This is a genomic window from Amycolatopsis sp. NPDC089917, assembly GCF_040684635.1.
Lineage (GTDB): Bacteria > Actinomycetota > Actinomycetes > Mycobacteriales > Pseudonocardiaceae > Amycolatopsis.
Genome location: NZ_JBFBGL010000019.1, coordinates 26,640 through 48,461 on the forward strand (window position 1 = coordinate 26,640; position 21,822 = coordinate 48,461).

At 70.6% G+C, this 21,822-nt stretch carries 19 protein-coding genes and 1 pseudogene; 10 read left to right on the forward strand and 10 right to left on the reverse strand.

Translation table 11 applies throughout. The features are described 5' to 3' along the window. Window positions 1–52 precede the first annotated feature (52 nt). Complete coding sequence (locus AB0N89_RS16135) at window positions 53–1,090, forward strand: DUF4073 domain-containing protein (RefSeq protein WP_364205022.1); 1,038 nt, start codon at window positions 53–55, stop codon at window positions 1,088–1,090. A gap of 459 nt (window positions 1,091–1,549) precedes the next feature. Here the strand turns inward: AB0N89_RS16135 and AB0N89_RS16140 are convergent, their stop codons facing one another. The 3 genes from AB0N89_RS16140 to AB0N89_RS16150 all read right to left on the reverse strand — a co-directional run bounded on the left by AB0N89_RS16140 (window position 1,550) and on the right by AB0N89_RS16150 (window position 6,182). Continuing rightward, a complete protein-coding gene (locus tag AB0N89_RS16140; RefSeq protein WP_364205024.1) occupies window positions 1,550–2,638 on the reverse strand; it encodes an iron-siderophore ABC transporter substrate-binding protein in 1,089 nt (362 codons plus the stop codon). A gap of 113 nt (window positions 2,639–2,751) precedes the next feature. After that, window positions 2,752–4,509 carry an ABC transporter ATP-binding protein gene (locus AB0N89_RS16145; protein WP_364205026.1) on the reverse strand — a complete coding sequence of 586 codons (1,758 nt, stop codon included), beginning with the start codon at window positions 4,507–4,509 and terminating at the stop codon, window positions 2,752–2,754. After that, a complete protein-coding gene (locus tag AB0N89_RS16150; protein ID WP_364205028.1) occupies window positions 4,506–6,182 on the reverse strand; it encodes an ABC transporter ATP-binding protein in 1,677 nt (558 codons plus the stop codon). The genes AB0N89_RS16145 and AB0N89_RS16150 overlap by 4 nt, the downstream gene beginning before the upstream one ends. Before the next feature lie 91 nt (window positions 6,183–6,273). On the opposite strand from AB0N89_RS16150, the gene AB0N89_RS16155 reads away from it, so the two are divergent. Further along, window positions 6,274–7,317 carry an iron chelate uptake ABC transporter family permease subunit gene (locus AB0N89_RS16155; protein WP_364205030.1) on the forward strand — a complete coding sequence of 348 codons (1,044 nt, stop codon included), beginning with the start codon at window positions 6,274–6,276 and terminating at the stop codon, window positions 7,315–7,317. A gap of 41 nt (window positions 7,318–7,358) precedes the next feature. Beyond that, entirely contained in the window at window positions 7,359–8,396 is a 1,038-nt protein-coding gene (locus tag AB0N89_RS16160) for an iron chelate uptake ABC transporter family permease subunit (RefSeq protein ID WP_364205193.1), read from the forward strand. Here AB0N89_RS16160 and AB0N89_RS16165 read toward each other — a convergent pair. Next, the gene (locus AB0N89_RS16165; protein WP_364205032.1) at window positions 8,377–9,228 is read right to left on the reverse strand and encodes a DMT family transporter; all 852 of its coding nucleotides are present in this window, start codon (window positions 9,226–9,228) and stop codon (window positions 8,377–8,379) included. The genes AB0N89_RS16160 and AB0N89_RS16165 overlap by 20 nt on opposite strands. Window positions 9,229–9,269: 41 nt before the next feature. Here AB0N89_RS16165 and AB0N89_RS16170 point away from each other — a divergent pair, with 41 nt between their 5' ends. The 3 genes from AB0N89_RS16170 to AB0N89_RS16180 all read left to right on the forward strand — a co-directional run bounded on the left by AB0N89_RS16170 (window position 9,270) and on the right by AB0N89_RS16180 (window position 11,702). Beyond that, entirely contained in the window at window positions 9,270–9,794 is a 525-nt protein-coding gene (locus AB0N89_RS16170) for a DinB family protein (RefSeq protein WP_364205034.1), read from the forward strand. A 17-nt stretch (window positions 9,795–9,811) separates the two neighbouring features. Next, the gene (locus AB0N89_RS16175) at window positions 9,812–10,522 is read left to right on the forward strand and encodes an MBL fold metallo-hydrolase (protein WP_364205035.1); all 711 of its coding nucleotides are present in this window, start codon (window positions 9,812–9,814) and stop codon (window positions 10,520–10,522) included. A gap of 76 nt (window positions 10,523–10,598) precedes the next feature. Next, a complete protein-coding gene (locus AB0N89_RS16180) occupies window positions 10,599–11,702 on the forward strand; it encodes an LLM class flavin-dependent oxidoreductase (protein WP_364205037.1) in 1,104 nt (367 codons plus the stop codon). On the opposite strand, the gene AB0N89_RS16185 is transcribed toward AB0N89_RS16180, so the two are convergent. Further along, window positions 11,699–12,427: a MerR family transcriptional regulator gene (locus AB0N89_RS16185; protein WP_364205039.1), complete on the reverse strand. Its 729-nt coding sequence runs from the start codon at window positions 12,425–12,427 to the stop codon at window positions 11,699–11,701. The two genes, AB0N89_RS16180 and AB0N89_RS16185, sit on opposite strands and share 4 nt — an antisense overlap. A 149-nt stretch (window positions 12,428–12,576) precedes the next feature. Here AB0N89_RS16185 and AB0N89_RS16190 point away from each other — a divergent pair, with 149 nt between their 5' ends. Both AB0N89_RS16190 and AB0N89_RS16195 read left to right on the forward strand, forming a co-directional pair. Beyond that, a complete protein-coding gene (locus AB0N89_RS16190; RefSeq protein WP_364205041.1) occupies window positions 12,577–14,457 on the forward strand; it encodes a S9 family peptidase in 1,881 nt (626 codons plus the stop codon). Beyond that, window positions 14,454–15,062: pseudogene (locus AB0N89_RS16195) on the forward strand (DUF3159 domain-containing protein); the annotation flags it as partial. The gene AB0N89_RS16190 and the pseudogene AB0N89_RS16195, both read left to right, overlap by 4 nt. On the opposite strand, the gene AB0N89_RS16200 reads toward AB0N89_RS16195, so the two are convergent. From AB0N89_RS16200 to AB0N89_RS16215, 4 genes are all read right to left on the reverse strand, one after another. After that, window positions 15,062–15,649 carry a class F sortase gene (locus tag AB0N89_RS16200; RefSeq protein WP_364205043.1) on the reverse strand — a complete coding sequence of 196 codons (588 nt, stop codon included), beginning with the start codon at window positions 15,647–15,649 and terminating at the stop codon, window positions 15,062–15,064. The pseudogene AB0N89_RS16195 and the gene AB0N89_RS16200 sit on opposite strands and share 1 nt — an antisense overlap. Further along, window positions 15,639–16,481 (reverse strand): DUF4397 domain-containing protein, encoded by an 843-nt coding sequence (locus tag AB0N89_RS16205; protein WP_364205044.1) that lies wholly within the window; start codon window positions 16,479–16,481, stop codon window positions 15,639–15,641. Before AB0N89_RS16205 ends, AB0N89_RS16200 begins: the two co-directional genes overlap by 11 nt. A 24-nt stretch (window positions 16,482–16,505) precedes the next feature. Continuing rightward, window positions 16,506–18,296: a glycosyl transferase gene (locus AB0N89_RS16210; RefSeq protein ID WP_364205046.1), complete on the reverse strand. Its 1,791-nt coding sequence runs from the start codon at window positions 18,294–18,296 to the stop codon at window positions 16,506–16,508. A 113-nt stretch (window positions 18,297–18,409) separates the two neighbouring features. Continuing rightward, entirely contained in the window at window positions 18,410–19,177 is a 768-nt protein-coding gene (locus AB0N89_RS16215; protein WP_364205048.1) for an IclR family transcriptional regulator, read from the reverse strand. Window positions 19,178–19,218: 41 nt separating this feature from the next. On the opposite strand from AB0N89_RS16215, the gene AB0N89_RS16220 reads away from it, so the two are divergent. Continuing rightward, complete coding sequence (locus AB0N89_RS16220) at window positions 19,219–20,121, forward strand: acetaldehyde dehydrogenase (acetylating) (RefSeq protein WP_364205050.1); 903 nt, start codon at window positions 19,219–19,221, stop codon at window positions 20,119–20,121. Next, complete coding sequence (dmpG, locus tag AB0N89_RS16225) at window positions 20,118–21,152, forward strand: 4-hydroxy-2-oxovalerate aldolase (protein ID WP_364205052.1); 1,035 nt, start codon at window positions 20,118–20,120, stop codon at window positions 21,150–21,152. The genes AB0N89_RS16220 and dmpG overlap by 4 nt, the downstream gene beginning before the upstream one ends. On the opposite strand, the gene AB0N89_RS16230 is transcribed toward dmpG, so the two are convergent. Beyond that, entirely contained in the window at window positions 21,143–21,736 is a 594-nt protein-coding gene (locus tag AB0N89_RS16230; RefSeq protein ID WP_364205054.1) for a TetR family transcriptional regulator, read from the reverse strand. The genes dmpG and AB0N89_RS16230 overlap by 10 nt on opposite strands. Window positions 21,737–21,822 lie beyond the last annotated feature (86 nt).

A 21,822-nucleotide genomic window follows, 5' to 3' on the forward strand; every position in this document is an offset into this window, starting at 1 on the left:
TGTTCAGCTTCGCGACCGGAGTCGGTCATGGAACGTGAGTACGGTTCGCGTTATGGATCGAAGAGCTTTCATGGTGACCGCCGGAGGCGCGGCGGCAGGGGCGGCGATGCTGCCGGGTCAGGCGGAGGCGCAGCCCCAGGCGCAGGCGAAGTGGGGTCCACAGTGGCCGGTCGTCCGGTTCAACATCCTCAGTGACATCCAGGGCGATCTCACCGACTTCGGCACCGCGCTCGACGATCTGCACGCGATCAACCCGGGCAGCGCGGGACTCGGCATCGCGGGTGACCTCACCCCGCGCGGCTACGACTTCGAGTACGCCCAGCTTCGCGAGACCTTCGACAAGCACGCGCATCCGCGTCAGGTCGCCTGCGCCATCGGCAACCACGAGTTCTACGTCCCGAAATGGCGCGACCCCGACACGCTCGCGCAGGAGACCTGGCCGAACGGGACCACCGAGGACTCGCTGTTCCGCAGTTTCTACCGGTTCGCGGGTCGCAACACCGTCTACAACGAGACGTCGTTCGGCGGGGTTCCGGTGCTCTGCCTCGGAACCGAGCGCTACGCCAAGTACCACGACCCCAAGCTGTGGGACGAGGTCTGGATGAGCGACCGGCAGTTCACCTGGCTCGAACAGCGTCTCCGGTACTGGTCGATCCGGCGCAGCCCGGTCATGGTGCTGACCCATCATCCCTTGCCCAACACCGTTTCCGGCACGCACAACAAGCTTTACCGGTCGGACTACCTCCAGCCGGACAGGCTGCTCTCGATCCTCGGCCGGTACAAGGACGTGTTCCTGTTCTCCGGGCACACGCACTGGGACCTGAACCTGTCGGACTGGGTCGTCCGCCGGGTGGTGCCGGGTACCGGAAACCTGGAAGGCTTCACCGTGGTCAACACCGCCGCGGTCCAGACCGGCTGGACCGACGACGGCAAGGGCGGGGAAGTGTCGCTCGGCGGCGCTTTCAACCAGGGGCTGCAGGTCGAGGTCTCGCCCGGCTCGGTGGTCATCAAGGCCCGCGACTTCACCACGAAGACCTGGCTGAAGCAGATCACCGTTCCCCTGCAGGACTCCTGGGGATTCCCGCACTGACAGGGAGGGGGCCGGTGGCGCGTCGGTACAGCGGGTCGTGAGTGGCAAGTGTCGTTCTAACCCTCATCGCCACTCACGACCACCTGTACCGACTCGGTACTTTCGCGTGATCAGACGGACGGCACACGTGACCAGACGGACGACACTCGGCCCGGCCGAGTCTCGCCGCGTGTCGTCCAGCCGGTCACACGTGTCGTCCGTCCAGTCACGCGAAACCGTCCGACCGTAGGCACCTAAGACACTCTTGGCCCTAACCGGAATCGCTACTCACGACCACCCCGACCGAACGGCCACCGCCACTTCTGTCGCTTCATGTACCTGGGCGGAACACGGACGCGGCGCTCCTGCGGTACGTCCCGAAAGTGGCTTTCGCGACGTACCGGCCGGAGTCGCGCTGACCCGAAACGAAACGGGGCCGCGAGCGAAAAGCCCGCGACCCCGTTCCTTTCCCGAAACGGCTCAGTTGGCCGGTTTGACCTCGGTCTTCGGGTCGCCGTCGACCGCCGCGGTGAGCTGCGGGACGATCCGATCGAGCACGTAAGGCAGGCTCAGCACGGTCACGAAGGAGACCGCGCTGCCGTAGGTGCCGTCGTTCTCGATGAAGACCTCGCGCTTCTCCTTCGCCACCTTCAGGCCGGTGTAGAGCGCGTCCTTGCCGAGGATCTCCTGCGCCTTGGCCGGGGTGTCGATGAGCCACACGAGCGCGTCGCGGTCGAGCAGGTCGGTCCGCTCGGCGCTGAGGCTCTTGCCGAACTTGTCGCCGATGGCGGCGTCCAGGTCGGCGGGCAGCTTGAAGCCGAGCGATTCGAGGATGTGCGAGCGCCCGTCCTGGCTGCCGTAGACGAAGTAGCCCTCGTAGGTCGAGGCCATCAGCGCCGTCTTGCCCGCGAACTCCTGGTGGTCCTTGCGGGCCTGCGCGAACTTGTCCTCGACGCCCTTGACCAGTTCGTTCGCCTTGGTGGAGCGTCCGACGGCCTGGCCGACCTTCTTGGTCGCCTCGTTCCAGGGGATGCCGTAGTCGTTGTACTCCTTGGGCTGCGCGACGACCGGCACGCCGATCTGGCTCAGCTTGTCGTACTGCTCCTTGGTGAGCCCCGAGTACAGCGCGATGATCAGATCCGGCTTCAGCGCGGCGATCTTCTCGTACTGCGGCCCGTCGACGTCCTTGAGGACCTCGGGCAGCGCGGCGCCGCCGAGCTTGTCGGTCGCCCACGGGGCGATGGTGCCGGGGAACTTGCCGAGCCATTCGGTCACGCCGACCGGGACCACGCCGAGGGCGAGCAGCGCGTCCTGCTCGGTCAGGCCGACCGTGACGACCCGCTTGGGCTCCTGGGTGATGGTCGTGCTGCCGTACTTGTGCTCGATCGTCGTCGGGAACGCGTTCGCGTCGACCGCCGAGCCGGCGGAGTTCTGCGCGGCCGGGGTGGCCGACTCGCCGCCTCCTCCTCCGCACGCGGTGAGCGAGGCGGCCAGCACCAGAGTGGACGCCAGCACGCCGGCGGTCTTCAGGCGCCCGCGCACGGCGGAGAGGGTGGGGATTCGGGCCATCGTCCGTCCTTCTTGATCGGCGATCCGGCGAAATGCCGGATTCATCGAGATTCAGGTTTGCCTAACCTAAGACGCCGAACGGTCGATTGCAACCGGCGACGCTGCGTCCCGGATCACGTCCGTGAACGGTTGTCCGACCAGGCCGCCCAAAGCGTCGCGTACCGACCGCCGGAGGCCACGAGTTCGTCGTGCGTCCCGCTCTCGACGACCACACCCGCGTCGAGCACGACGACGCGGTCCGAGGCCGCCGCCTGCGTCAGGCGGTGCGCGACGACCAGACCGGTCCGGCCTTCGAGCGCGGCGGCCGCGGCGGCTTCGAGGGTCTTGGCGCCCGCGCTCCCGGCTTCGGCGGTGGCCTCGTCGAGGATCGCGATCGGCGGATCCGCGAGAACCAGCCTGGCCAGCGCCAGCTGCTGGGACTGGGTGACGGTCAGCTGATGACCGCCCTCGCCGACCACGGTCGCGAGGCCTTCGGTCAGCGCCTCCGCCCAGCCGCGCGCGCCGACCTTTTCCAGCGCCGCCAGCAGTTCCGGGTCGGACGCGCCGGGCCGGGCGAGCCGCAGGTCGTCCGCCAGCGAACCGGCGAAGACGTGCACCTCCTGGCTGATCAGCGCGACCGCCTGCCGGGTGGCGGACGGCCCGAGCTCGCCGAGCGGCACACCGCCGACGGAGATCGTGCCGGAGCCGGGGGTGTGGATCCCGGCGATGAGCTTGGCGAGCGTCGTCTTCCCGGCGCCGCTCGCGCCGACCAGCGCGACCCGCTCGCCGGGGGAGAGGCTCAGGTCGACGTCGCGCAGGACCGGGTGTCCGTCCACATAGGAATGGGAGATCCCGGCAGCCTTCACCGAGGCGTCGACGGGTTTCGCGGGCAGCTCGGGTTCGCGCGGCGCGGGCAGGTCGGCGACGCCGATCAGCCGGGCGAGGCTCGCGGCGGCCGCCTGCGCGTCGTCCACCAGCGCCAGCGCGGTGTTGATCGGGCCGAACAGGCTGTGGAAGTACAACGCGGCCGCCGTCGCCGCGCCGACGGTCACCGCGTCGGCGCCCACCAGCAGGAAACCGGCCGCGAGCACGGCCGAGAGGCCGACGAACTCGGCGAGGTTGAGCCGGGCGAAGAACGTCGTCATCAGCCGGACCCCGCGCAGCATGAGGTCCATCGCGCCCTCGGACCGCTGCCGGACGCGCTCCACGTGGGCGTCGGCGAGCCGGAACGCGCGGACGGTCTTCGCGCCGCCGATCGTGTCGAGCAGTTGCTGCTGCTGCGATCCCGTCGCGATCCGCTGCTTCGCGTACAGCGGGACGGCGTTGCGGACGTACCAGCGCACGGTGTGCAGCTGGATCGGGGTCGCCAGCAGCGCGGCCAGGAGGAACCGCCAGTCGAGGACGGCGAGGGCGCCGAGCGTCAGCACGATGGTGAGCACCGAGCGGCCCAGTTCGGGCAACGCCTCGCGGACCGCCCGCGCGACCACCGTGACGTCGTTGGTGACCCGGGCGGTCAGGTCGCCGGAGCCCGCGCGTTCGAGCTGGTCCAGCGGGAGGCTCAGCGCCCGGTCGACGAATCGTTCGCGCAGTTCCGCGAGCAGCGTCTCACCGAGCTTCGCGGTCAGCGAGACACCGAGCGCCGTCGCGATCGCCTGCGCGACGGCGACCAGGACCAGCGCCACCACCGGGGTGACCAGCTCGGTCGCCTGCCGTTTCTCGATGACGAGATCGACGATGTGGCCGAGCAGCCGGGCGGTCAGCAGCCCGATCGCGGTCGCGCCGACGAGCATCAGGAGCGCGCCCGCGGCACGGGCCTTCGCCGTGCGGAGCAGTTCGCCGAGGACGGCGCGGATCCGCTTGCCGTCGGCGGTGGGGAGGAGTTCGCGGGTCATGACAGCACCGCCGCGCGGTAGTCGGCGCGATCACGGGCGAGTTCGGCGTGGCCGCCCTCGCCGGTGACCCGTCCGCCGTCGAGGACGACGACGCGATCGGTCACGGCGAGCAGGGCGGGACTGGTGGTCACCAGGATCGTGGTCCGTCCTTGTCGTAGCCGGGCGAGCCCGGTGGCGATCTTCGCCTCGGTCACCGTGTCCACCGCCGTCGTCGGGTCGTGGACGACGAGCACCGGTGCGTCCGAGGCGAGCGCGCGGGCGAGGGCGACGCGTTGCCGCTGGCCACCGGAGAGCGAGCGCCCGCGTTCGGTGACCGCGGTCGCGGTGCCGTCCGGAAGCGCCGCCGCGACCTCGTCCGCCGCCGACGCGGCGAGCGCCTCGTCCGGGTCGGTCCCCACGTTCTCCGCCAGTGTCCCTTCGAACAGATCCGCGTCGTGCGCGGCGACCAGCACTACTTCCCGCACCCGTTCCGGGTCCACAGTGGACAGATCGACGCCGTCGACGTGGACCCGGCCCCCGGCCGGATCGCCCGCGCGGCCGAGGCAGTCGAGCAGGTCGGTCGCGGCGGCGGGATCGGCGGCGACGACGCCGATCAGCTGCCCGGCGGGGATGTCGAGGTCGACACCGCGAAGGCTGCCGTACGAGACCTCGGTGAGCCGGACGTTCCCGAGGCTGGGGGACGGGAGTTCCCCGGCGCCCGTTGCGACCGCCACCGGCGTGGTCAGCAGATCGGCGACCCGGGACGCCGACGCGCGGCCCTGGGCCAGCTGGCCGTTGACCCACGCGAAGATCAGGAACGGGGTGAGCAGGAACTGCGCGAGCCCCACGGCCGCGACGAGGTCGCCGACGCTGATTGTCCCGGACGACGCGAGGTTCCCGCCGACGAGGGCGACGATCGCGATGAAGATCCCGGTCAGCGCCAGCACCGCGCCGTCGTGCCAGGCCTTGGCCCGCGCGGCGCGCAAGGTCGCCTTGAGCGAGTTCTGGCTCGTGTCGCGATAGCGCGCGACGGCGGCCGGTTCGGCGCCGATGCCCTTGAGCACCCGAAGGCCGGAGACCAGATCCGTGGCGACGCCCGACGCGTGCGCGGAACGCTCCTGTTCCGCCTCGCTGCGGCGTTCCAGCGGCTTGCCGATGAGGTGCGCCAGGTACAGCAACGGCGGCGTGCCCAGGAGGACGAGGAGTCCCAGCGGCAGCGAGATGCGCAGCAGGGCGACGGCGCTGACCAGGACGCCGGCGAGGGCGGCGATCCCGAACGGCATGGCCGCGTTCACGGCCCCGACCCGTTGCGCGTCGCTGGTCCCGATGTTGACCAGCTCGCCCGCCAGCTTGCCGTTCTCGGCGCCGCCGCCGGGATGCAGGACGCGCCTGCTGATCGCGACGCGCAGGTCGTGCGCGGCCCGGAGCGAGGCGCCTTCGGCCGCGCGGGCGGCGAACCGGTAGCTGTAGGACAGTCCCGCGAAGACCACGGCGAGCACGGCGAGCCAGAAGACGAGCGTGCCCGCCGAACCGCCGTCGACGGCCTGGTCGATGACCACGCCGATGATCACCGGGACGAGCGCTTCACCGCCCTGGTGCCCGGCGGCGAGCACGGACGCGAGCGTGACTCGGCGTCGTTGTCCGGAGATCGCCTGGCGCAGGACGCTCCGGCTGGTGGTGGCCGTTGCGGGCACCGGCGCCTCCGTTCGTCGGGGTAGGTAAGGCTAGTCTAAGTTGATAGCTCGTTGAGGTGAACTCCGGCGCCTCAGTGACAAGGAGGGTCCCGTGGTCGTCACCGAACGCCCGCCCGCCGCGACGTCCCCGCCGAGCACTGCGGCAAGGACGTTCCGCGCGGGCGGTCTGGTGCTCGGGCTCGCCCTGCTGGCGCTCGTGTTCCTGCTCAGCATCTGGGTGGGGTCGAAGAGCATCCCGTTCACGTCGACCTGGTCGGTGCTGTGGCACAACGACGGCTCGACCGACGCGGTGATCATCCACGACCTCCGCATCCCGCGGACCCTGCTGGGTCTCGTCGTCGGCGCCGCGCTGGGCCTCGCGGGCGCGGTGATGCAGGCGCTCACCCGGAACCCGCTCGCCGACCCCGGCCTGCTCGGGGTCAACACCGGCGCGGCGGCCGCGGTCGTCTCGGGCATCGCGTTCGCCGGTGTCACGAGCGTGCTCGGCTACATCTGGTTCGCCTTCGCCGGAGCGGCGATCGCCTCGGTCGTGGTGTACGTCCTCGGCTCGGCGGGCCGCAGCGCCACGCCGGACCGGCTCGTGCTCGCGGGTTCGGCCGTCATGGCGGTCCTCCAGGCGTACATCGTCGGCGTGCTGCTGCTGATGCCGGAGACGTTCAACCAGTTCCGGTTCTGGAACGTCGGCTCGCTCAGCGGCCGGAAGTGGGACGTGTTCCTGCAGATCTCGCCGTTCGTCGTGGTCGGCGTGATCCTCGCGCTGCTGCTCGCCCGGCCGCTCAACGTCCTCGCGCTCGGCGACCAGACCGGCAAGGCGCTCGGCGCCCACGTCGGCCGCACCCGCGTGCTGGGCGCGATCGTGGTGATGCTGCTCTGCGGCGCGGGGACCGCGGCGATCGGGCCGGTCCTGTTCCTCGGGCTCGCCGTGCCGCACGCCGCGCGGATGCTGGTCGGCCCGGATCAGCGCTGGGTCCTGCCGTACTCGATGCTGCTCGCGCCGATCGCGCTGATCGGCGCCGACATCGTCGGCCGCGTGCTGAACCCGCCGGAGGAACTGCAGGCGGGCATCGTCGTCGCGTTCCTCGGGGCGCCGGTGTTCATCGCGCTGTGCCGCCGCAGGAAGCTGGCCCGGCTGTGACCACGACGAAGGAGCGGACCACGACGAAGGAGCGCCCGCCGATGACCACCCGCGTCCTGCGCACCCCGGGCGGGGGATTGTCCCTGCGCGTCACCCCGCGGGCGGCGATCGTCGTCGTGCTGCTGGCCGTCGCGGTGTTCTTCGTCGGGGCGGTCAGCATGACCACCGGCGACTACCCGTTGAGCGTCGGCGAGGTCATCCAGACGTTGTTCGGCTTCGGCGACCGGGCCACCGAGTTCATCGTGACCACGCTGCGGCTGCCGAGGCTGCTGACCGCGCTGCTGGTCGGCGGCGCGCTCGCGGTCAGTGGCGCGATCCTGCAGAGCCTGTCCGGGAATCCGCTGGGCAGCCCCGACTTCATCGGCTTCACCGAAGGCGCGGCCGCCGGCGCGCTGCTGACGATCATCGTGGTGCACGGCGGGATGCTCCAGGTCTCGTTCGGCGCGCTCGTCGGCGGCGTCGTGACCGCGGCGCTCATCGCGCTGCTCGCGTTCAAGGGCGGCGTGCACACCTTCCGGCTGATCCTCGTCGGGATCGGGGTGAACGCGATGCTCATCGCGTTCAACTCGTACCTGATCACCCGGGCCGCCCAGCAGGACGGGCTGGCGGCGCAGGCGTGGCTGGTCGGCGGCCTCAACGGACGTGGCTGGGAGCACGTCGTCCCGGTCGCGATCGCCATCGCCGTCCTGGTCCCGCCCGGTTTCGTCTACGGCAGAAGGCTTTCCCTGCTGGAGATGGGCGACGATTCGGCCATGGGGCTCGGCGTGCCGGTGCAGCGGAGCCGCGTCGTGCTCCTCGGCGTCAGCGTCGGACTGTGTTCGATCGCGACGGCGGCCGCCGGTCCGATCGCGTTCCTCGCGCTCGCCGCGCCTCAGCTGGCGAAACGGCTCACGCGCTCTTCGGGACCCGGGCTCGCCGCGGCCGCGCTGATGGGCATGCTCCTGCTGGTGACGAGCGATCTGGTCACCCAGCGGTTCCTGGCCGGGCTGCCGGTCGGTCTCGTGACCGGGGCCATCGGCGGGCTGTACCTGGCCTGGCTGCTGGTGTCCCGGCGCGGGGTCAGCCGGGCTGCGCGCTGACCGGCTCGATCGGCGCGGGCTCACCGAAGCGGGCCAGCGCCAGCGCCGCCGAGACCGCGAGCAGGAAGCCGACCGCCGCCACCGCCGCGAACCCGGGCCGGGTGGTGTCGCCCAGCACGAGAACCCCGATCAGGGAAGGGAAGACGGTCTCGCCGATCACCATCATCGCGGTCGAGGTGGTGACACTGCCGCGTTGCAGCGCGGTGGCGTAGAACAGCATCGCCAGCGCGCCCGCCACGCCGAGGGTGTACGTGGCCGGGTCGGTCAGCAGGTCCAGCGGGGCGAGGCTGGTGAGCACGCGGCCGGAAAGGGCGACCACGCCGAAACACAGCCCGGCGATCAGGCCCAGCGCCGGCGTGCGGAGCCGCCGCGAGGCGCGGCCTGCGACCATCCCGGCGACGCCGAGGACGACCACCGCGCCGACCAGCACGAGCCGGAATCCCAGCCCGGTCGGATCCGAGCCCTCGCTCTCGGCCGACATCCCGAGCAGCGCGAGCCCCGCGCAGACGACCGCGACCGCCGTCCACTCGCGACGTCCCAGCCGGACTCCGAGCGCCCGCGCCGCGACCGCGGTCACGGCGAGGCTTCCCGCCAGCGCCGCCTGGACCACGAACAGCGGCAGCACCCGCAGGGCGGCGACCTGGGCGACGAACCCGACGACGTCCAGCGCGAGGCCCGCGACGAACTTCCACTGCCGCAGCACCCGCACGAGAAGCCGGGGATCGACACGGTCTTCCGTGCCTGAAGTCGCCTTCGCCGCGATCGCCTGCATCACCGAAGCGACGCCGTACGCACAGGCCGCGAAGAGCGCGCAAATCAGTCCCCACCACATGAAGCGTCAGCCTAGCCCTGCCCGATGTGTAGGGTGGCGGAATGTCGAACACGGGTTCGAGTGCCGCCGAGCCGGTCGATCGGGCATGGCCGGACGGGATCGCCGAGGACGAAGCCGGGATCCAGTGGGACTTCCTGCGCTTCCTCCGCGCCACCGCGGTGAACAAGGTCGCCGGGCTGACCAGGGAACAGGCCGCCGCGACCCCGCTGCCGTCGTCCCCGCGGACGAGCGCGCTGGGGCTGCTCAAGCATCTGACCGCGGTCGAACGCTGGTGGCTTTCGATCGAAGCGGGCGGCGCGGATCTGCCTTCGCTGTGGGAAGGCTCACCGGATCCGAGCTGGGAGCTGACCGAGGACGACGACCCGCGTTCGGTCGTGGCGGCGTATCGCGCGGAGTGGGCGCTGTCGGAGGCGTCGCTGGCCGGGATCACGCCGGACGATCGGGCGCGCCGGTCGGGGAAGTTCACCGTCCGCTGGGTGTTCGCGCACGTGCTCCAGGAGACCGCGCGGCACACCGGGCACCTCGACATCCTGCGGGAGATGGCCGACGGCACCACGGGCGAATAGGGCCGTAAGGTGTCCGCATGGCTGACAGGCTGTACTTCCGGCAGTTGCTCGCGGGCCGTGACTTCGCGGTGGGGGATCCGGTCGCGACGCAGATGGTCAACTTCGCCTATCTGATCGGCGACAGGGAGACGAACGAGGCGGTCATCGTCGATCCGGCGTACGCCGTCGGCGATCTGCTCGATCTGCTGGAAGCCGACGGCATGCGGCTGACCGGCGTCCTCGCCACGCACCACCATCCGGACCACGTCGGCGGCGAGATGATGGGCTTCTCGCTGCCGGGGATCGCGCAGCTCCTGGAGCGCGAGCAGGTGCCGATCCACGTCAACGGCGCCGAAGCCGAATGGGTCCGCCGTATCACCGGTGTGTCCGGGACCGACTTGCGCTCGCACGAGCACGACGACGTCGTCGAGGTCGGCGCGGTGCCGATCCGCCTGCTGCACACGCCGGGGCACACCCCGGGCAGCCAGTGCTTCCTGGTCGACGGAAAGCTCGTCTCGGGCGACACGCTGTTCCTCGAAGGCTGTGGCCGGACCGATTTCCCCGGCGGTGACGGGGAAGCGATCTACCGGAGCCTGCAGTGGCTGGCCGGTCTGGACGGGGATCCCGTCGTCTACCCGGGGCACCAGTACTCGGCCGAGCCGTCGGCGAACCTTTCGCGCGTGAAGGACACGAACTTCGTGTTCCGGCCGAAGTCACTGGACGAATGGCGGCTGATGTTCGGCGGCTGACCCGCAGGTGTCCAGATCGCGGGAAGCGAAGCCCGCCGATTGACCCGGCCCGCCCGTGAAGCCGAAGCTCGGAACCGTGACGCTCAAGCTGCATTGGTTCCTGCCCACCACCGGCGACGGCCGCACGATCGTGGAACACTTCCACGCCAGTCGCGCCGCCGGGGCGTCGGCCGCGCGCGAGCCGAGCCTCGACTACCTCGCGCAGGTCGCCCGCGCCGCCGAGGCCAACGGTTTCGAAGGCGTCCTGACGCCGACCGGGACCTGGTGCGAGGACGCCTGGCTGACGACGGCGGCGCTGATCCGGGAGACGAGAAGCCTCAAGTTCCTGGTCGCCTTCCGGCCCGGGACGGTCTCGCCGACACTGGCCGCGCAGATGGCCGGAACGTTCCAGCGCATCTCACAGGGACGCGTCCTGCTCAACGTCGTCACCGGCGGCGACGCTGTCGAACAGCGCCGCTTCGGCGACTGGCACGACCACGACCAGCGCTACGCCCGCACCGGAGAGTTCCTCGAAATCGTGCGCGGGGTGTGGAGCGGCAAGCCGTTCGACTACGCGGGCGAACATCTGAAGGTCGAGGGCGCGACCACGCGCGCGGCGCCCGACCCGGTGCCGCCGATCTACTTCGGCGGCTCGTCCCCGGCGGCGCTCCCGATCGCGGCGAAGCACGCTGACGTCTACCTGACCTGGGGTGAGCCGCCCGCGCAGGTCGCCGAAAAGATCGCCAAGGTCCGTGAACTCGCCGAGGAACAGGGGCGGAAGGTCCGCTTCGGCATCCGGTTGCACACCCTGTCCCGTGACACGGCGGCCGAAGCCTGGGCGGAGGCGGGGAAACTGCTGGAGGCGATCGATCCCGAGCGGATCGCCCACACCCAGAAACAGTTGTCCGCCAGCGAATCCGTCGGCCAGCGACGGATGGCGGCGCTGCACGGCGGGAAGACCGACGGGGGCGTCCGTGGTCTGGAGATCCACCCGAACCTGTGGGCGGGCATCGGGCTGGTGCGCGGCGGCGCGGGCACCGCCCTGGTCGGCAGCCACCAGGAGGTCGCCGATCTCATCGAGGAGTACCACGCGCACGGCATCGAGGAGTTCGTCCTCTCCGGATACCCGCATCTGGAAGAGGCGTTCTGGTTCGGCGAAGGTGTCCGGCCGGAACTGATCCGCCGCGGACTGCACGCCTAAGCGGTGTCCTGGCCGATGTGCGCCAGCCGCCGGACGACGTCGACCTGCGCGGGGTTGTAGAGGTCGTTGAGCGCGGCCGCGATCGTGTGCGTGGCGAAGCGTTCCCCTTCCGCCGTGGCCGCCTTCAGATCGCCGACCCCCGGATTCGCTTCCCGTACTTCGCGGACATGGGGAGTCAAGCGCCGGGCCAGGTCCTCGCACGTGGCCTCGTCGGCGTCCGCGGGGAGGTCGTCGAACTCGGCTAGGGCCGGGTCCGGCAGGTGATTCTCCAGGACCTCCTTGTACGCCTGGAGGCCCTTGGGGCTCAGCACCCGGCTCATGACCAGGATGAACGTGCGGTCGGCGTCGGTGAGGTTCGCGTCGGCGGCCGCTTCGGCCAGTTCGGGCGGCAGCTCGGTCGGCGCGGACCTCCGCAGGATCAGCCCGAGTTCGACGCGCACCCGCTGGAGCCGGTCGATGGTCGCGGCCATCTCGGCGTCCAGGCGCCGCAGCGCCTCCTCGGGATGCTCGTCGGTGTCGCCCATTTCCGCGACCTGGGCGAGCGAGAAGCCGAGTTCGGTCAGCCGCTTGATCTTCAGCAGCCGCACCAGATGCGGGACGCCGTACTGCTTGTAGCCGTTGGCCCGGCGCTCGGGTTCGGCCAGCAGACCGACTTCGTGATAGTGCCGTACCGTCCGCAGGCTCGTGCCCGCGAGGTCGGCGAGCTGACGGGTGCTCCAGGCCACGGCTGACCCCCTCCTCGGTCTCTTGGTCCTGTTCAGGACAAACCATGCCGTAGCGGCACGGTCAAATGCTGTGGCGCCGGTCACCCCGCTTGAGTGTGCCGTAACGGCCGAGTGTCCGCTGGTCCCACACCGACGACAGAGGGGATGACATGGCCTTGCCCGACAGCATGACCGTGGAAGAGTTCTTCGCGCCGGCGCGGCGGAACCGCGCGACCATCTCACCGGACGGGACCAGGATCGCCTACCTCGCGCCCTGGAAGGACCGGATGAACATCTGGGTCCGCGGCGTCGGCGAGGACGACGCGCGCTGCGTCACCGCCGATGACCGCCGCGGCGTCTCCGATTACGAGTGGACCGCGGACGGCCGATGGCTGCTCTACCCGCAGGATTCCGACGGCGACGAGAACTGGCACCTGTTCCGCGTCGACCTCGAGGACGCGGACGCCCCGGCGGTCGACCTGACGCCGTTCCCCGGCGCGAGGATGATGCATTTCGAACTCCCGCCCGGCCGTCCCGACAAGGTGCTCCTCCAGCTCAACAACCGGAAGATCGAGGAGTTCGACCTGCTCGAACTCGATCTCGCCACCGGCGCGCTCACGGTGCTGGCGGAGAATCCGGGCCACGTCGCCGGCTGGCTGCCCGGCCGTGGCGGCGACCTGTTCGCCCAGACCATCACCGCCGACGGCGGCTGGGAGCTGTCCCGGTGGGACGGTCGCACGCTGCGCCCGATCGCCACGTTCGAAGGCGACGACCACCCGCTGGGCACCTACCCCGTCCAGCTCACCCCGGACGGCACGGGGATCTGGATGGGGTCCTGCCGCGGGACCGACCGGACCCGGCTCGTGCGGGTGGACCTGGAAACCGGCGAAGAGTCCGAAGTGGACAGCCATCCGGAGTTCGACATCGACATCCGCAGCCAGGTGTTCACCACGCTGCCCTCCCCGCTGATCCGCGACCGCCGGACCGGCGCCCTGCTCGGGGTGCGCTACCTCGGCGAACGCCAGGTGATCCAGGCGGTCGACCCGGGTTTCGCCGGAGTGCTGAAGAAGCTGTCGGCGCTGTCCGACGGGGACGTGGCGGCGTTGTCCAGCGACGACTCCGGGCAGCGGTGGGTCGTGTCCTTCACCCACGACCGCGACCCCGGCGTGACCTGGTTCTACGACCACGCCACCGGTGAGAGCACGCTGCTGTTCCGGCCGTATCCGCATCTCGACCCGGAGTCACTGGCCCCCATGACCCCGGTGACGATCCCCGCGCGCGACGGGCTCATGCTCCCGTCGTATCTGACGCTGCCCGTCGGGATCGAGCCCGCCGGCCTGCCGATGGTGCTGATGGTCCACGGAGGACCGTGGACCCGGGACGCGTGGGGGTTCGACCCGGGGGCGCAGCTGCTGGCGAACCGCGGCTACGCGGTGCTGCAGGTCAACTTCCGCGGGTCGACCGGGTTCGGCAAGGCGTTCACCCAGGCCGCGATCGGGGAGTTCGCGGGCAAGATGCACGACGACCTCGTCGACGCCGTCGACTGGGCGGTCGGACAGGGCTACGCGGACCGGGACCGGGTCGCCATCTTCGGCGGTTCCTACGGCGGCTACGCGACGCTGGTCGGCGTCACGTTCACGCCGGACGTCTTCGCCGCGGCGGTGGACTACGTCGGCATCTCGAACCTCGCGAACTTCATGCGGACGCTGCCGCCCTTCGCCAAACCCACGCTGACCGGCAACTGGTACCGCTACGTGGGCGATCCCGACGACCCTCGGCAGGAGGCCGACATGCTCGCCCGCTCGCCGATCAGCCGCGCGGACCGGATCCGTACCCCGTTGCTGGTGCTCCAGGGCGCCAACGACGTCCGGGTGGTGCAGGCCGAGTCCGACAACCTGGTCGACGCGCTCCGGCAGCGCGGGGCCGAGGTCGAGTACATCGTTTTCGACGACGAAGGGCACATGTTCGCCAACCCGGAGAACCTGATCACCATGTTCCGTGCCGCCGACGTGTTCCTCGCGCGGCACCTGGCCGAGGGGAGCGCGGCATGAGCGGGGAACGGAAGCCGACGGTGCTGGACCAGCTGGGCGGGCCGGTCGGCCTGGCCTACACCGGTGTGCCGATCGTGGTCTTCGCCGTGGTGAACGCCGCCTTCGGGCTCGCGGCGGGGATCTGGAGCGCGATCGGGGTGGCCGTGGCGATCAGCGTGCTGCGGCTGGTGCGCAAGGAACCGGTCATGCCGGCCGTGTCCGGGCTGTTCGGGGTCGCGGTCGCCGCGTTCATCGCCTACCGCACCGGCTCCGCCAAGGGCTTCTTCCTGATCGGGATCTGGTCGAGCCTGCTGATCGGCGGTGTGCTGCTGCTGTCGGTCCTGGTCCGGTGGCCACTGGTCGGGGTCGTGGTGAACCTGGTGAGCGGCAAGGGGACCGCCTGGCACGGCGACCGGAAGTCGGTGTACGCCTACGACATCGCCACCCTCACCCTGGTGGCCGTCTTCGCCGCCCGGTTCGTCGTGCAGCGCTGGCTCTACGACGAGGACAACACGGGCTGGCTCGCCTTCGCGAAGCTGGCGATGGGGTATCCGCTGCTCGCGCTGGCGCTTCTGGTGGTCCTCTGGGCGGTCCGCCGGTCGACGAAGAGGCTCAAGGCCCTCGCCTAGTCCCAGCGTTGTGAGGCGTACACGACGACGTTGTCCCGATAGGACCGTTTCGCGGCGTCGAAGCTTCCTCCGCAGGTGATCAACCTGAGCGCGCTTCCCGGCGCGGGCCCGTAGACGGCCTGTGTCGGGAACTCGTTCTTCGGGTAACGCCGGACCGAGTCGACGCGGAACACGACGTCGGCGCCGTCGGACCGGGCGATCCGGACCTCGTCGCCGGATCGCAGGTCGCGCAGGCGGTGGAACGGCGCGGGTCCCGAACGCGAGTCGACGTGCGCGGCGAGGACGGCGGGACCGGGGTCGCCCGGAACCGGTCCGTCCTCGTACCAGCCGACGTCGGAGAACCGCTCGGGTGCCTGGAGCCGGCCCGCCGCGCCGAGCGCGAGCGGAACCAGTCCCGGCTGGTCGAGACCGATCGCCGGGATGGTCAGCCGGACCGGCGACACCTTCGTCCTGGCGGGAAGTGGAGGTGGGCTTGCCACGGTCGGCGCCACCGCTCCAGCCAGGACAGGGGGAGCGGGGGCGGGCGCACAGGCGGCGAGCGCCAGAAGTCCTAAAAGGACGAAAGTGGCGCGGTCAGCGGTCATGTGCCGGACGCCGCCTGCTCACCAGGACCGCGAGCAGTGCCAGTACGGGCAAGGCGGCGAAAGGCCACCATGGCAAGGATTTCGGGGCGGTGCCGCCTCCACCGGTCTCGACGCCGAGTTTCGGTGGATTCGGCAGGGCGGCGCCGTCGGCGATCGCTTCGGTCCGCAACCCGGTGCCGTTCTCGGTCACCAGCAGGCTGGTGGTCGATCCGGCTTTGACGTCCACTGTGGACTCCGACGTCGTGTCGCCGGAGGTCAGCTTCAGCGACCAGCGCCCTTCGCGGAGTTCGGTGTACGGCGTCGTCGCGCCGTACACCGCGCCGCTCACCACGGATTTCCCGTCCTGTCCGGTGACGCTCACCGGGGTCAGGGCGGCCGAACCCTGGACCAAGCGCACCCGTCCGTTTCCGGCCGCGGGGGCGGTGAGGTCGTCCTGGACCAGATCGCCCCGCAAGGTTCCGCCGGGCCCGTTCGCGAACACCAGCAGGGAGTGCGCCCTCTCCTCCTTGATCTCGATCGTCGCGCTCAGCGCGGGCGGTGAGGACGCGGCGGCATCGGCCGGGCGCATCGAAACCGTGTACGCGCCGGGAGCCACCGAGGAGTACGGGGTCACCGCGCCGTAGCCCGCCTTGCGGATGACGACCTTCTCGGGCTCGCCGAAAGCGGCGAAGTAGATGTCGACCGGCGGGGCCTTGGGGGAGAGGTGCCCGACGCGGATCCAGCCGACGCCGGGGCCGGGGGCCGCGTGCGCGGCGAGTGATGAACCGCCGAGCAGCACCAAGGCGGCGGCGAGCACGCCGGCGGGTCTCAGCAGGGCCGTGAGCAGACGCATGGCGGGGACCTTCCTTGCCGGGGATCAACGTGACGAGAACGGCGCGAGCAGCCCGGACGGCGGGAACATCGGGTACGTCACGAGCACTCCGCCTCGCGACCGGGTGACGGAAGCGGGTTGGAACGTGGCGCGCTGACCGGTGAAGAAGTCGGCGATGGCGGCTTCGTCGTTACCGGAGACCACCAGTCGGCGCAATGGCTGATCGGCGGCGGCTTCGCTTGGCACGGAAGGAAAATCGATCAGCCGGACCGGATGGAGGGCGGCGAGCGCGGCGACGGTGGCGATGAGCCGGGGATCGACCCGGCCCGCGGTCAGGTCGTCGCGGGTGCGTCCTTCGCACCGGATCCGTTCCGACGCGGCCAAGGCCGCACCGGCGCGGGAACGCGCTCCGGATTCCTCGGCCTCGCCGGGCGGATCCGGGGGTTCGCCGATGCGGGAGACGGTGACGGAACCGAAGACGGCGACCTTGGTGGCCCTGGCGAGAACCGCTGTGGCGGCGGGGAAACGGGACCCGTCGCGTTGTCCGGGAGCGGTCAGGACGGACCAGTCCGGAACGGCGCACGACACCGCGCACGAGCCGATCGGGATCAGGGAACCGGTCGGCCAGCCGTCGGCGGCGAGTTCGGTCCAGCTCGCGTCGTCGACCAGGACGACGGAGCCGGAGGCGTTGTCCTGCACCCACTTCCGTGCCTGGGTGAGGGCGGGTTCGGCGGGGGATCCCGGCGCCAGCCTGCCGAATCCGTGCGCCCAGCCCGCCACGGAGACCAGGGCCAGCACCGTCGCCAGCACGATGGCCGGCACGGGACGGCGCGTCGGGATCAGGCGATGTCCGGCGGCCGGTCCACCCGCGGCGATCGTGGCCGCGACTTCGGCGACGAGCAGCGGCGTCAGCGGGATCAGCAGCGCGAGCGGGAGTTCGACGGGGATCGCGGGGAAAGCGAGGACCGCGGCGATCAGCAGCGCCGACACGGCGAGCGGCCGCGTCCGGGGCAGGACCATCCCGGCGACGATCGCGACCATCGAGAGCACCACGAAGACGGGATCCAGCGTGACCCAGGCGGCGATGCCCGGCTGCCCCGGCTCGGGCAGCTCCGGGCGCAGCAGCGGACCGGCCGGGCCGAAGGCGATGCCGAGACCGAGCGTGAACACCACGGCGGTGAACGCGACGTGGGACGCCTCCCGCCGCCGGGTGAGCAGCCAGCCCGCCGCCGGAAGTGCCAGCAAGGCCAGTGGCGAGGTGAGGACGGCGGCGAGAAGGCACAGCGCGGCGAGGAAGTCGTGCCGCGGCCGGGCCCGCTCGCGAGGTGTCGTGATCAAGACGAGCGCGGCGAGGATCCAGGTGATCGCGAGATGCTCGACGAGCGCCACCCGCTGCATCCCGATCGCGAGTGGTGACATCGCCATCAGCACGACGGCCATGGTCGCCGCCCAGAACGGCAGGCCCAGCCGTCGTGCGAGAAGCCACAGCAGCGCCGCGCACAGCACGGCCGCGATCACCGCCGTCTCGCGGACGGCCGTGACCGGGACGATGGTGCGGTCGAACGCCCGCGAGAGCAGCGTGTACCAGGTGAGCTGCGCCCAGCCGAGCGGTGACGTCCCGGTGACGCCGGTGTCGGTGAAGGAAGTGAGATGGCTCAAGGCGAAGACGTGCGCGACCGTCGCCGGCTCGGTGGCGGGAGACGGCGTCGGCGAGGCCAGGCCGAGCACGCGCGCGCCGCCCGTGATCACGAGGAGGGTGAGGACGACGTCGATCGACAGCAGACGGATGGCGGCCGTCCCGACCAGACGACGGCCGTTGACATCGACGGGGACCACCGACGAAGCGTAGCTCCGTAAATGCGCGGTGGGAAACGGCCGAAATGACGACAATGTTCGAGTTTTCCGCAACCGCGCGTTTTCGATCGCGTGACCAATCGGCGGAGATTTTTTTACAAAGTACGGGACAACGCCAATGCGGCTGTCCGCACCGCGGGCGCGACCCGGTTGGTGTGCATGCGATTCGCCCAGCCGGAGATCGACAAAGCCGCCACGGCGACACCTCGCGAGTCGAGCAGAGGACTCGCGGCACAGACCACGCCGACCCCGGATTCTTCCCGTTCCAAAGCGATTCCGTCTTCGCGGACCTTGGCGAGCTGACGGCGCAACAAGCCCGCGGCGGTGATTGTCCGGACGCTGACCCTGGGCAATCCCGCGTCGATCACCTGCGTCACCACGGATTCCGGGGAAAACGCGAGAATGGCCTTTCCGACGCCGGTGGCGTGCGCGGGAAAACGACCGCCGATCCGGGACGGAAGCGACGGCGCGTCGGGCCCCCGAAGAATGTCGAGATAGACGACCTCGGTGCCTTCCAGGACCGCGAGATGCACCGTGTTCCGGGTCGCTTCGCGGAGATCGGCGAGATACGGGCGCGCGGCCTCGACCAGTCCGCGGCGCCGTACCGCCAGCTGGCCGATCTCGAACAGTTTCAGCCCGAGCCGCAGCGCGACGCCTTCGCGTTCGAGCAGTCCGGTCGCGACCAGGTGCCCGGTGAGCCGGTGGACGGTCGACTTCGCCAGCCCGGTCCGCCGCGCGAGCTCGGAAACGCCGAGCGCGTCGTCGCCGGGACGGAAGGCGGAGAGCAGCGCGGAGACGCGGGCGGCCACGAGGCCGTCCGCTCCGGTTCGTTCCGGGTCGTCGTTCCGCCCAGCGGCACGCATGAGTTGAGTGTGCCCTATCCGCTCGGGGAGCGTCACCTGACATGGCGCAACGGAAAGCGGTGGCCGCGATCGTCGGTCCCGGGAACATCGGCACCGACCTGCTCGCGAAGCTGAGGCGCAGCGACCACGTCGAGGTGCGGTACATGGTCGGCGTGGACCCGGAGTCGGACGGGCTGGCGAAGGCCGCCGAGCTGGGACTGGAGACCTCCGCCGGCGGAGTCGACTGGCTGCTGTCCCGCGACGAACTGCCGGACCTGGTCTTCGAAGCGACCTCGGCGAAGGCGCATCTGGCGAACGCGCCGCGCTACGCCGCGGCGGGGATCCGCGCGATCGACCTGACCCCGGCCGCGGTCGGCCCGTTCACCTGCCCGGCGGTCGGCCTGCCCGAACGGCTGGACGTGCCGAACGTCAACCTGATCACCTGCGGCGGCCAGGCCACTATCCCGATCGTGCACGCGGTGTCCCGGGTGACGCCGGTGCCCTACGCCGAGATCGTCGCGTCCGTCTCCTCGCGTTCGGCCGGGCCGGGCACGCGGGCGAACATCGACGAGTTCACCGCGACGACGGCGCGCGGGATCGAACTCGTCGGGGGAGCGAGCCGCGGCAAGGCGATCATCATCATCAACCCGGTCGAACCGCCGATGATCATGCGCGACACGGTGTTCTGCGCGGTCGACCCGGACGCGGACTTCGACGCGGTGACCGAATCCATCCACCGGATGGTCGAGACCGTCCAGGGCTATGTGCCGGGCTACACGCTCAAAGCGGATCCGCAATACGACCCGCCCCGGCCGGGCTGGAGCGGGCAGGCGCGGGTCGCGGTGTTCCTGGAGGTCGCCGGGAACGGGGACTTCCTGCCGAAGTACGCCGGGAACCTCGACATCATGACGGCCGCGGCCGCCCGCGTCGGCGAGCTGCTGGCGACCCAGGAGGTGGCGGCATGACTTGGGACGACGTGAACCGCGAGGTCCGGCTGGTCGACACCAGCCTGCGCGACGGCAGCCACGCGATGGCGCACCAGTTCACCGAGAAGAACGTGCGCGACACCGTCCGGGCGCTGGACGACGGCGGGGTCTCGCTGATCGAGGTCAGCCACGGTGACGGGCTCGGCGGCTCGACGTTCAACTACGGGTTCTCCCTGGTCGACGAGCGGAAGCTGATCGCCGCGGCGGTCGACGAGGCGAGCCGCGCGAAGATCGCGGTGCTGCTCCTGCCCGGTCTCGGCACGGTCGGCGACCTGAAGGTGGCGGCCGATCTCGGCGCGGGCGCGGTCCGGATCGCGACCCACTGCACCGAGGCCGACGTGTCGGTCCAGCACTTCGGCGCGGCACGCGATCTCGGGCTGGAGACGGTCGGTTTCCTGATGCTGTCCCACATGTCGACGCCGGAGGCGTTGGCGAAGCAGGGCCGGATCATGGTCGACGCCGGCTGCCAGTGCGTGTACGTCGTCGACTCGGCCGGGGCGCTGATCCTGGAGGACGCGGGTGAACGCGTCGCCGCGCTCGTGGCGGAATTCGGTGACGAGGCGCAGGTCGGCTACCACGGGCACCAGAACCTGAGCTTCGGCGTCGCCAACTCGGTGGTCGCCTACCGGGCCGGTGCCCGGCAGATCGACGGTTCGCTCGTGGCGCTCGGCGCCGGCGCGGGCAACTCGCCGACCGAGGTCCTCGCGGCGACGTTCGAACGGCTCGGGATCCGCACCGGCGTCGACAAGGACGTGCTGATGGACGCGGCCGAGAACGTCGTGAAGCCCTACATCACGCGGCTGCCGGTGATGGACCGGTCGTCGATCGTGCAGGGATTCGCGGGCGTGTACTCGAGTTTCCTGCTGCACGCGGAGCGCGCCGCCGAGCGCTACGACGTCCCGGCGCACGAAATCCTCTACCGCGTCGGCGCCGCGAAATACGTGGGCGGGCAGGAGGACATGATCATCGACATCGCCCTGCAACTGGTCGCCGAACGCGATCAGGATTGACGGTCGGCTCCGAGCACGAGGCGGACGCAATGGTCGATCAGGCGGTCGCGGCTCACCTTGAGCGAGCCGTCGAGGTAGGCGATGAACACGTTGCTCAGCGCGCCGACCAGCCCGATCGACGTCATCTGCCGTTCCGCCGCGTCGCCGTGGGACAGCTGCCCGCTGACCAGTTCGGCGAAGGAGGGGAGGAGGGCGATCCCGCGGGTGGTCAGCGCGGGATCGGTGATCGGCGCGAGCAGGAGGACGCGGCCCTTGCGCGGGTCGTCGAGCATCAGTTCGACGAAGGCACGGACGGCGGCCTTCGCCCGTTCGGCGGGTTCGGCCGTGTCGCTGACCGCGTCGACCAGAGCCTGCCGGGCCTGCTCGCCGATGTGCTCGTAAACCGCGACGACCAGTTCCTCGCGGTCGGTGAAGCTCTCGTAGAAGTACCGCTCGGTCAGCTTGGCGTGGCGGCAGACCGCGCGGACGCTCACTCCCGCGCTGCCCTGGGTGCCCAGCAGGTCGAGTCCCGCCTCGACGAGCTGTTCCCGTCGCGCGGCCTTGCGGTCGTCCAGGGTCGTGCCTGCCCAGCTGCGGCCGGCCATGATCGGCTCCTCTTGTTGACTACGGCTGTTGTCAACTTTAACCTGACAACAGTTGTGGTCAATTTAACCAGCTCAGTGAGGAGACC

Bases quoted from the DNA above. Each gene is read 5' to 3' on its own strand.
- AB0N89_RS16135 (WP_364205022.1), top strand. From the start codon at position 53: ATGGATCGAAGAGCTTTCATGGTGACCGCCGGAGGCGCGGCGGCAGGG.
- AB0N89_RS16140 (WP_364205024.1), bottom strand. From the start codon at position 2,638: ATGGCCCGAATCCCCACCCTCTCCGCCGTGCGCGGGCGCCTGAAGACC.
- AB0N89_RS16145 (WP_364205026.1), bottom strand. From the start codon at position 4,509: ATGACCCGCGAACTCCTCCCCACCGCCGACGGCAAGCGGATCCGCGCC.
- AB0N89_RS16160 (WP_364205193.1), top strand. From the start codon at position 7,359: ATGACCACCCGCGTCCTGCGCACCCCGGGCGGGGGATTGTCCCTGCGC.
- AB0N89_RS16165 (WP_364205032.1), bottom strand. From the start codon at position 9,228: ATGTGGTGGGGACTGATTTGCGCGCTCTTCGCGGCCTGTGCGTACGGC.
- AB0N89_RS16170 (WP_364205034.1), top strand. From the start codon at position 9,270: ATGTCGAACACGGGTTCGAGTGCCGCCGAGCCGGTCGATCGGGCATGG.
- AB0N89_RS16175 (WP_364205035.1), top strand. From the start codon at position 9,812: ATGGCTGACAGGCTGTACTTCCGGCAGTTGCTCGCGGGCCGTGACTTC.
- AB0N89_RS16190 (WP_364205041.1), top strand. From the start codon at position 12,577: ATGGCCTTGCCCGACAGCATGACCGTGGAAGAGTTCTTCGCGCCGGCG.
- AB0N89_RS16200 (WP_364205043.1), bottom strand. From the start codon at position 15,649: ATGACCGCTGACCGCGCCACTTTCGTCCTTTTAGGACTTCTGGCGCTC.
- AB0N89_RS16205 (WP_364205044.1), bottom strand. From the start codon at position 16,481: ATGCGTCTGCTCACGGCCCTGCTGAGACCCGCCGGCGTGCTCGCCGCC.
- AB0N89_RS16215 (WP_364205048.1), bottom strand. From the start codon at position 19,177: ATGCGTGCCGCTGGGCGGAACGACGACCCGGAACGAACCGGAGCGGAC.
- AB0N89_RS16220 (WP_364205050.1), top strand. From the start codon at position 19,219: ATGGCGCAACGGAAAGCGGTGGCCGCGATCGTCGGTCCCGGGAACATC.
- dmpG (WP_364205052.1), top strand. From the start codon at position 20,118: ATGACTTGGGACGACGTGAACCGCGAGGTCCGGCTGGTCGACACCAGC.
- AB0N89_RS16230 (WP_364205054.1), bottom strand. From the start codon at position 21,736: ATGGCCGGCCGCAGCTGGGCAGGCACGACCCTGGACGACCGCAAGGCC.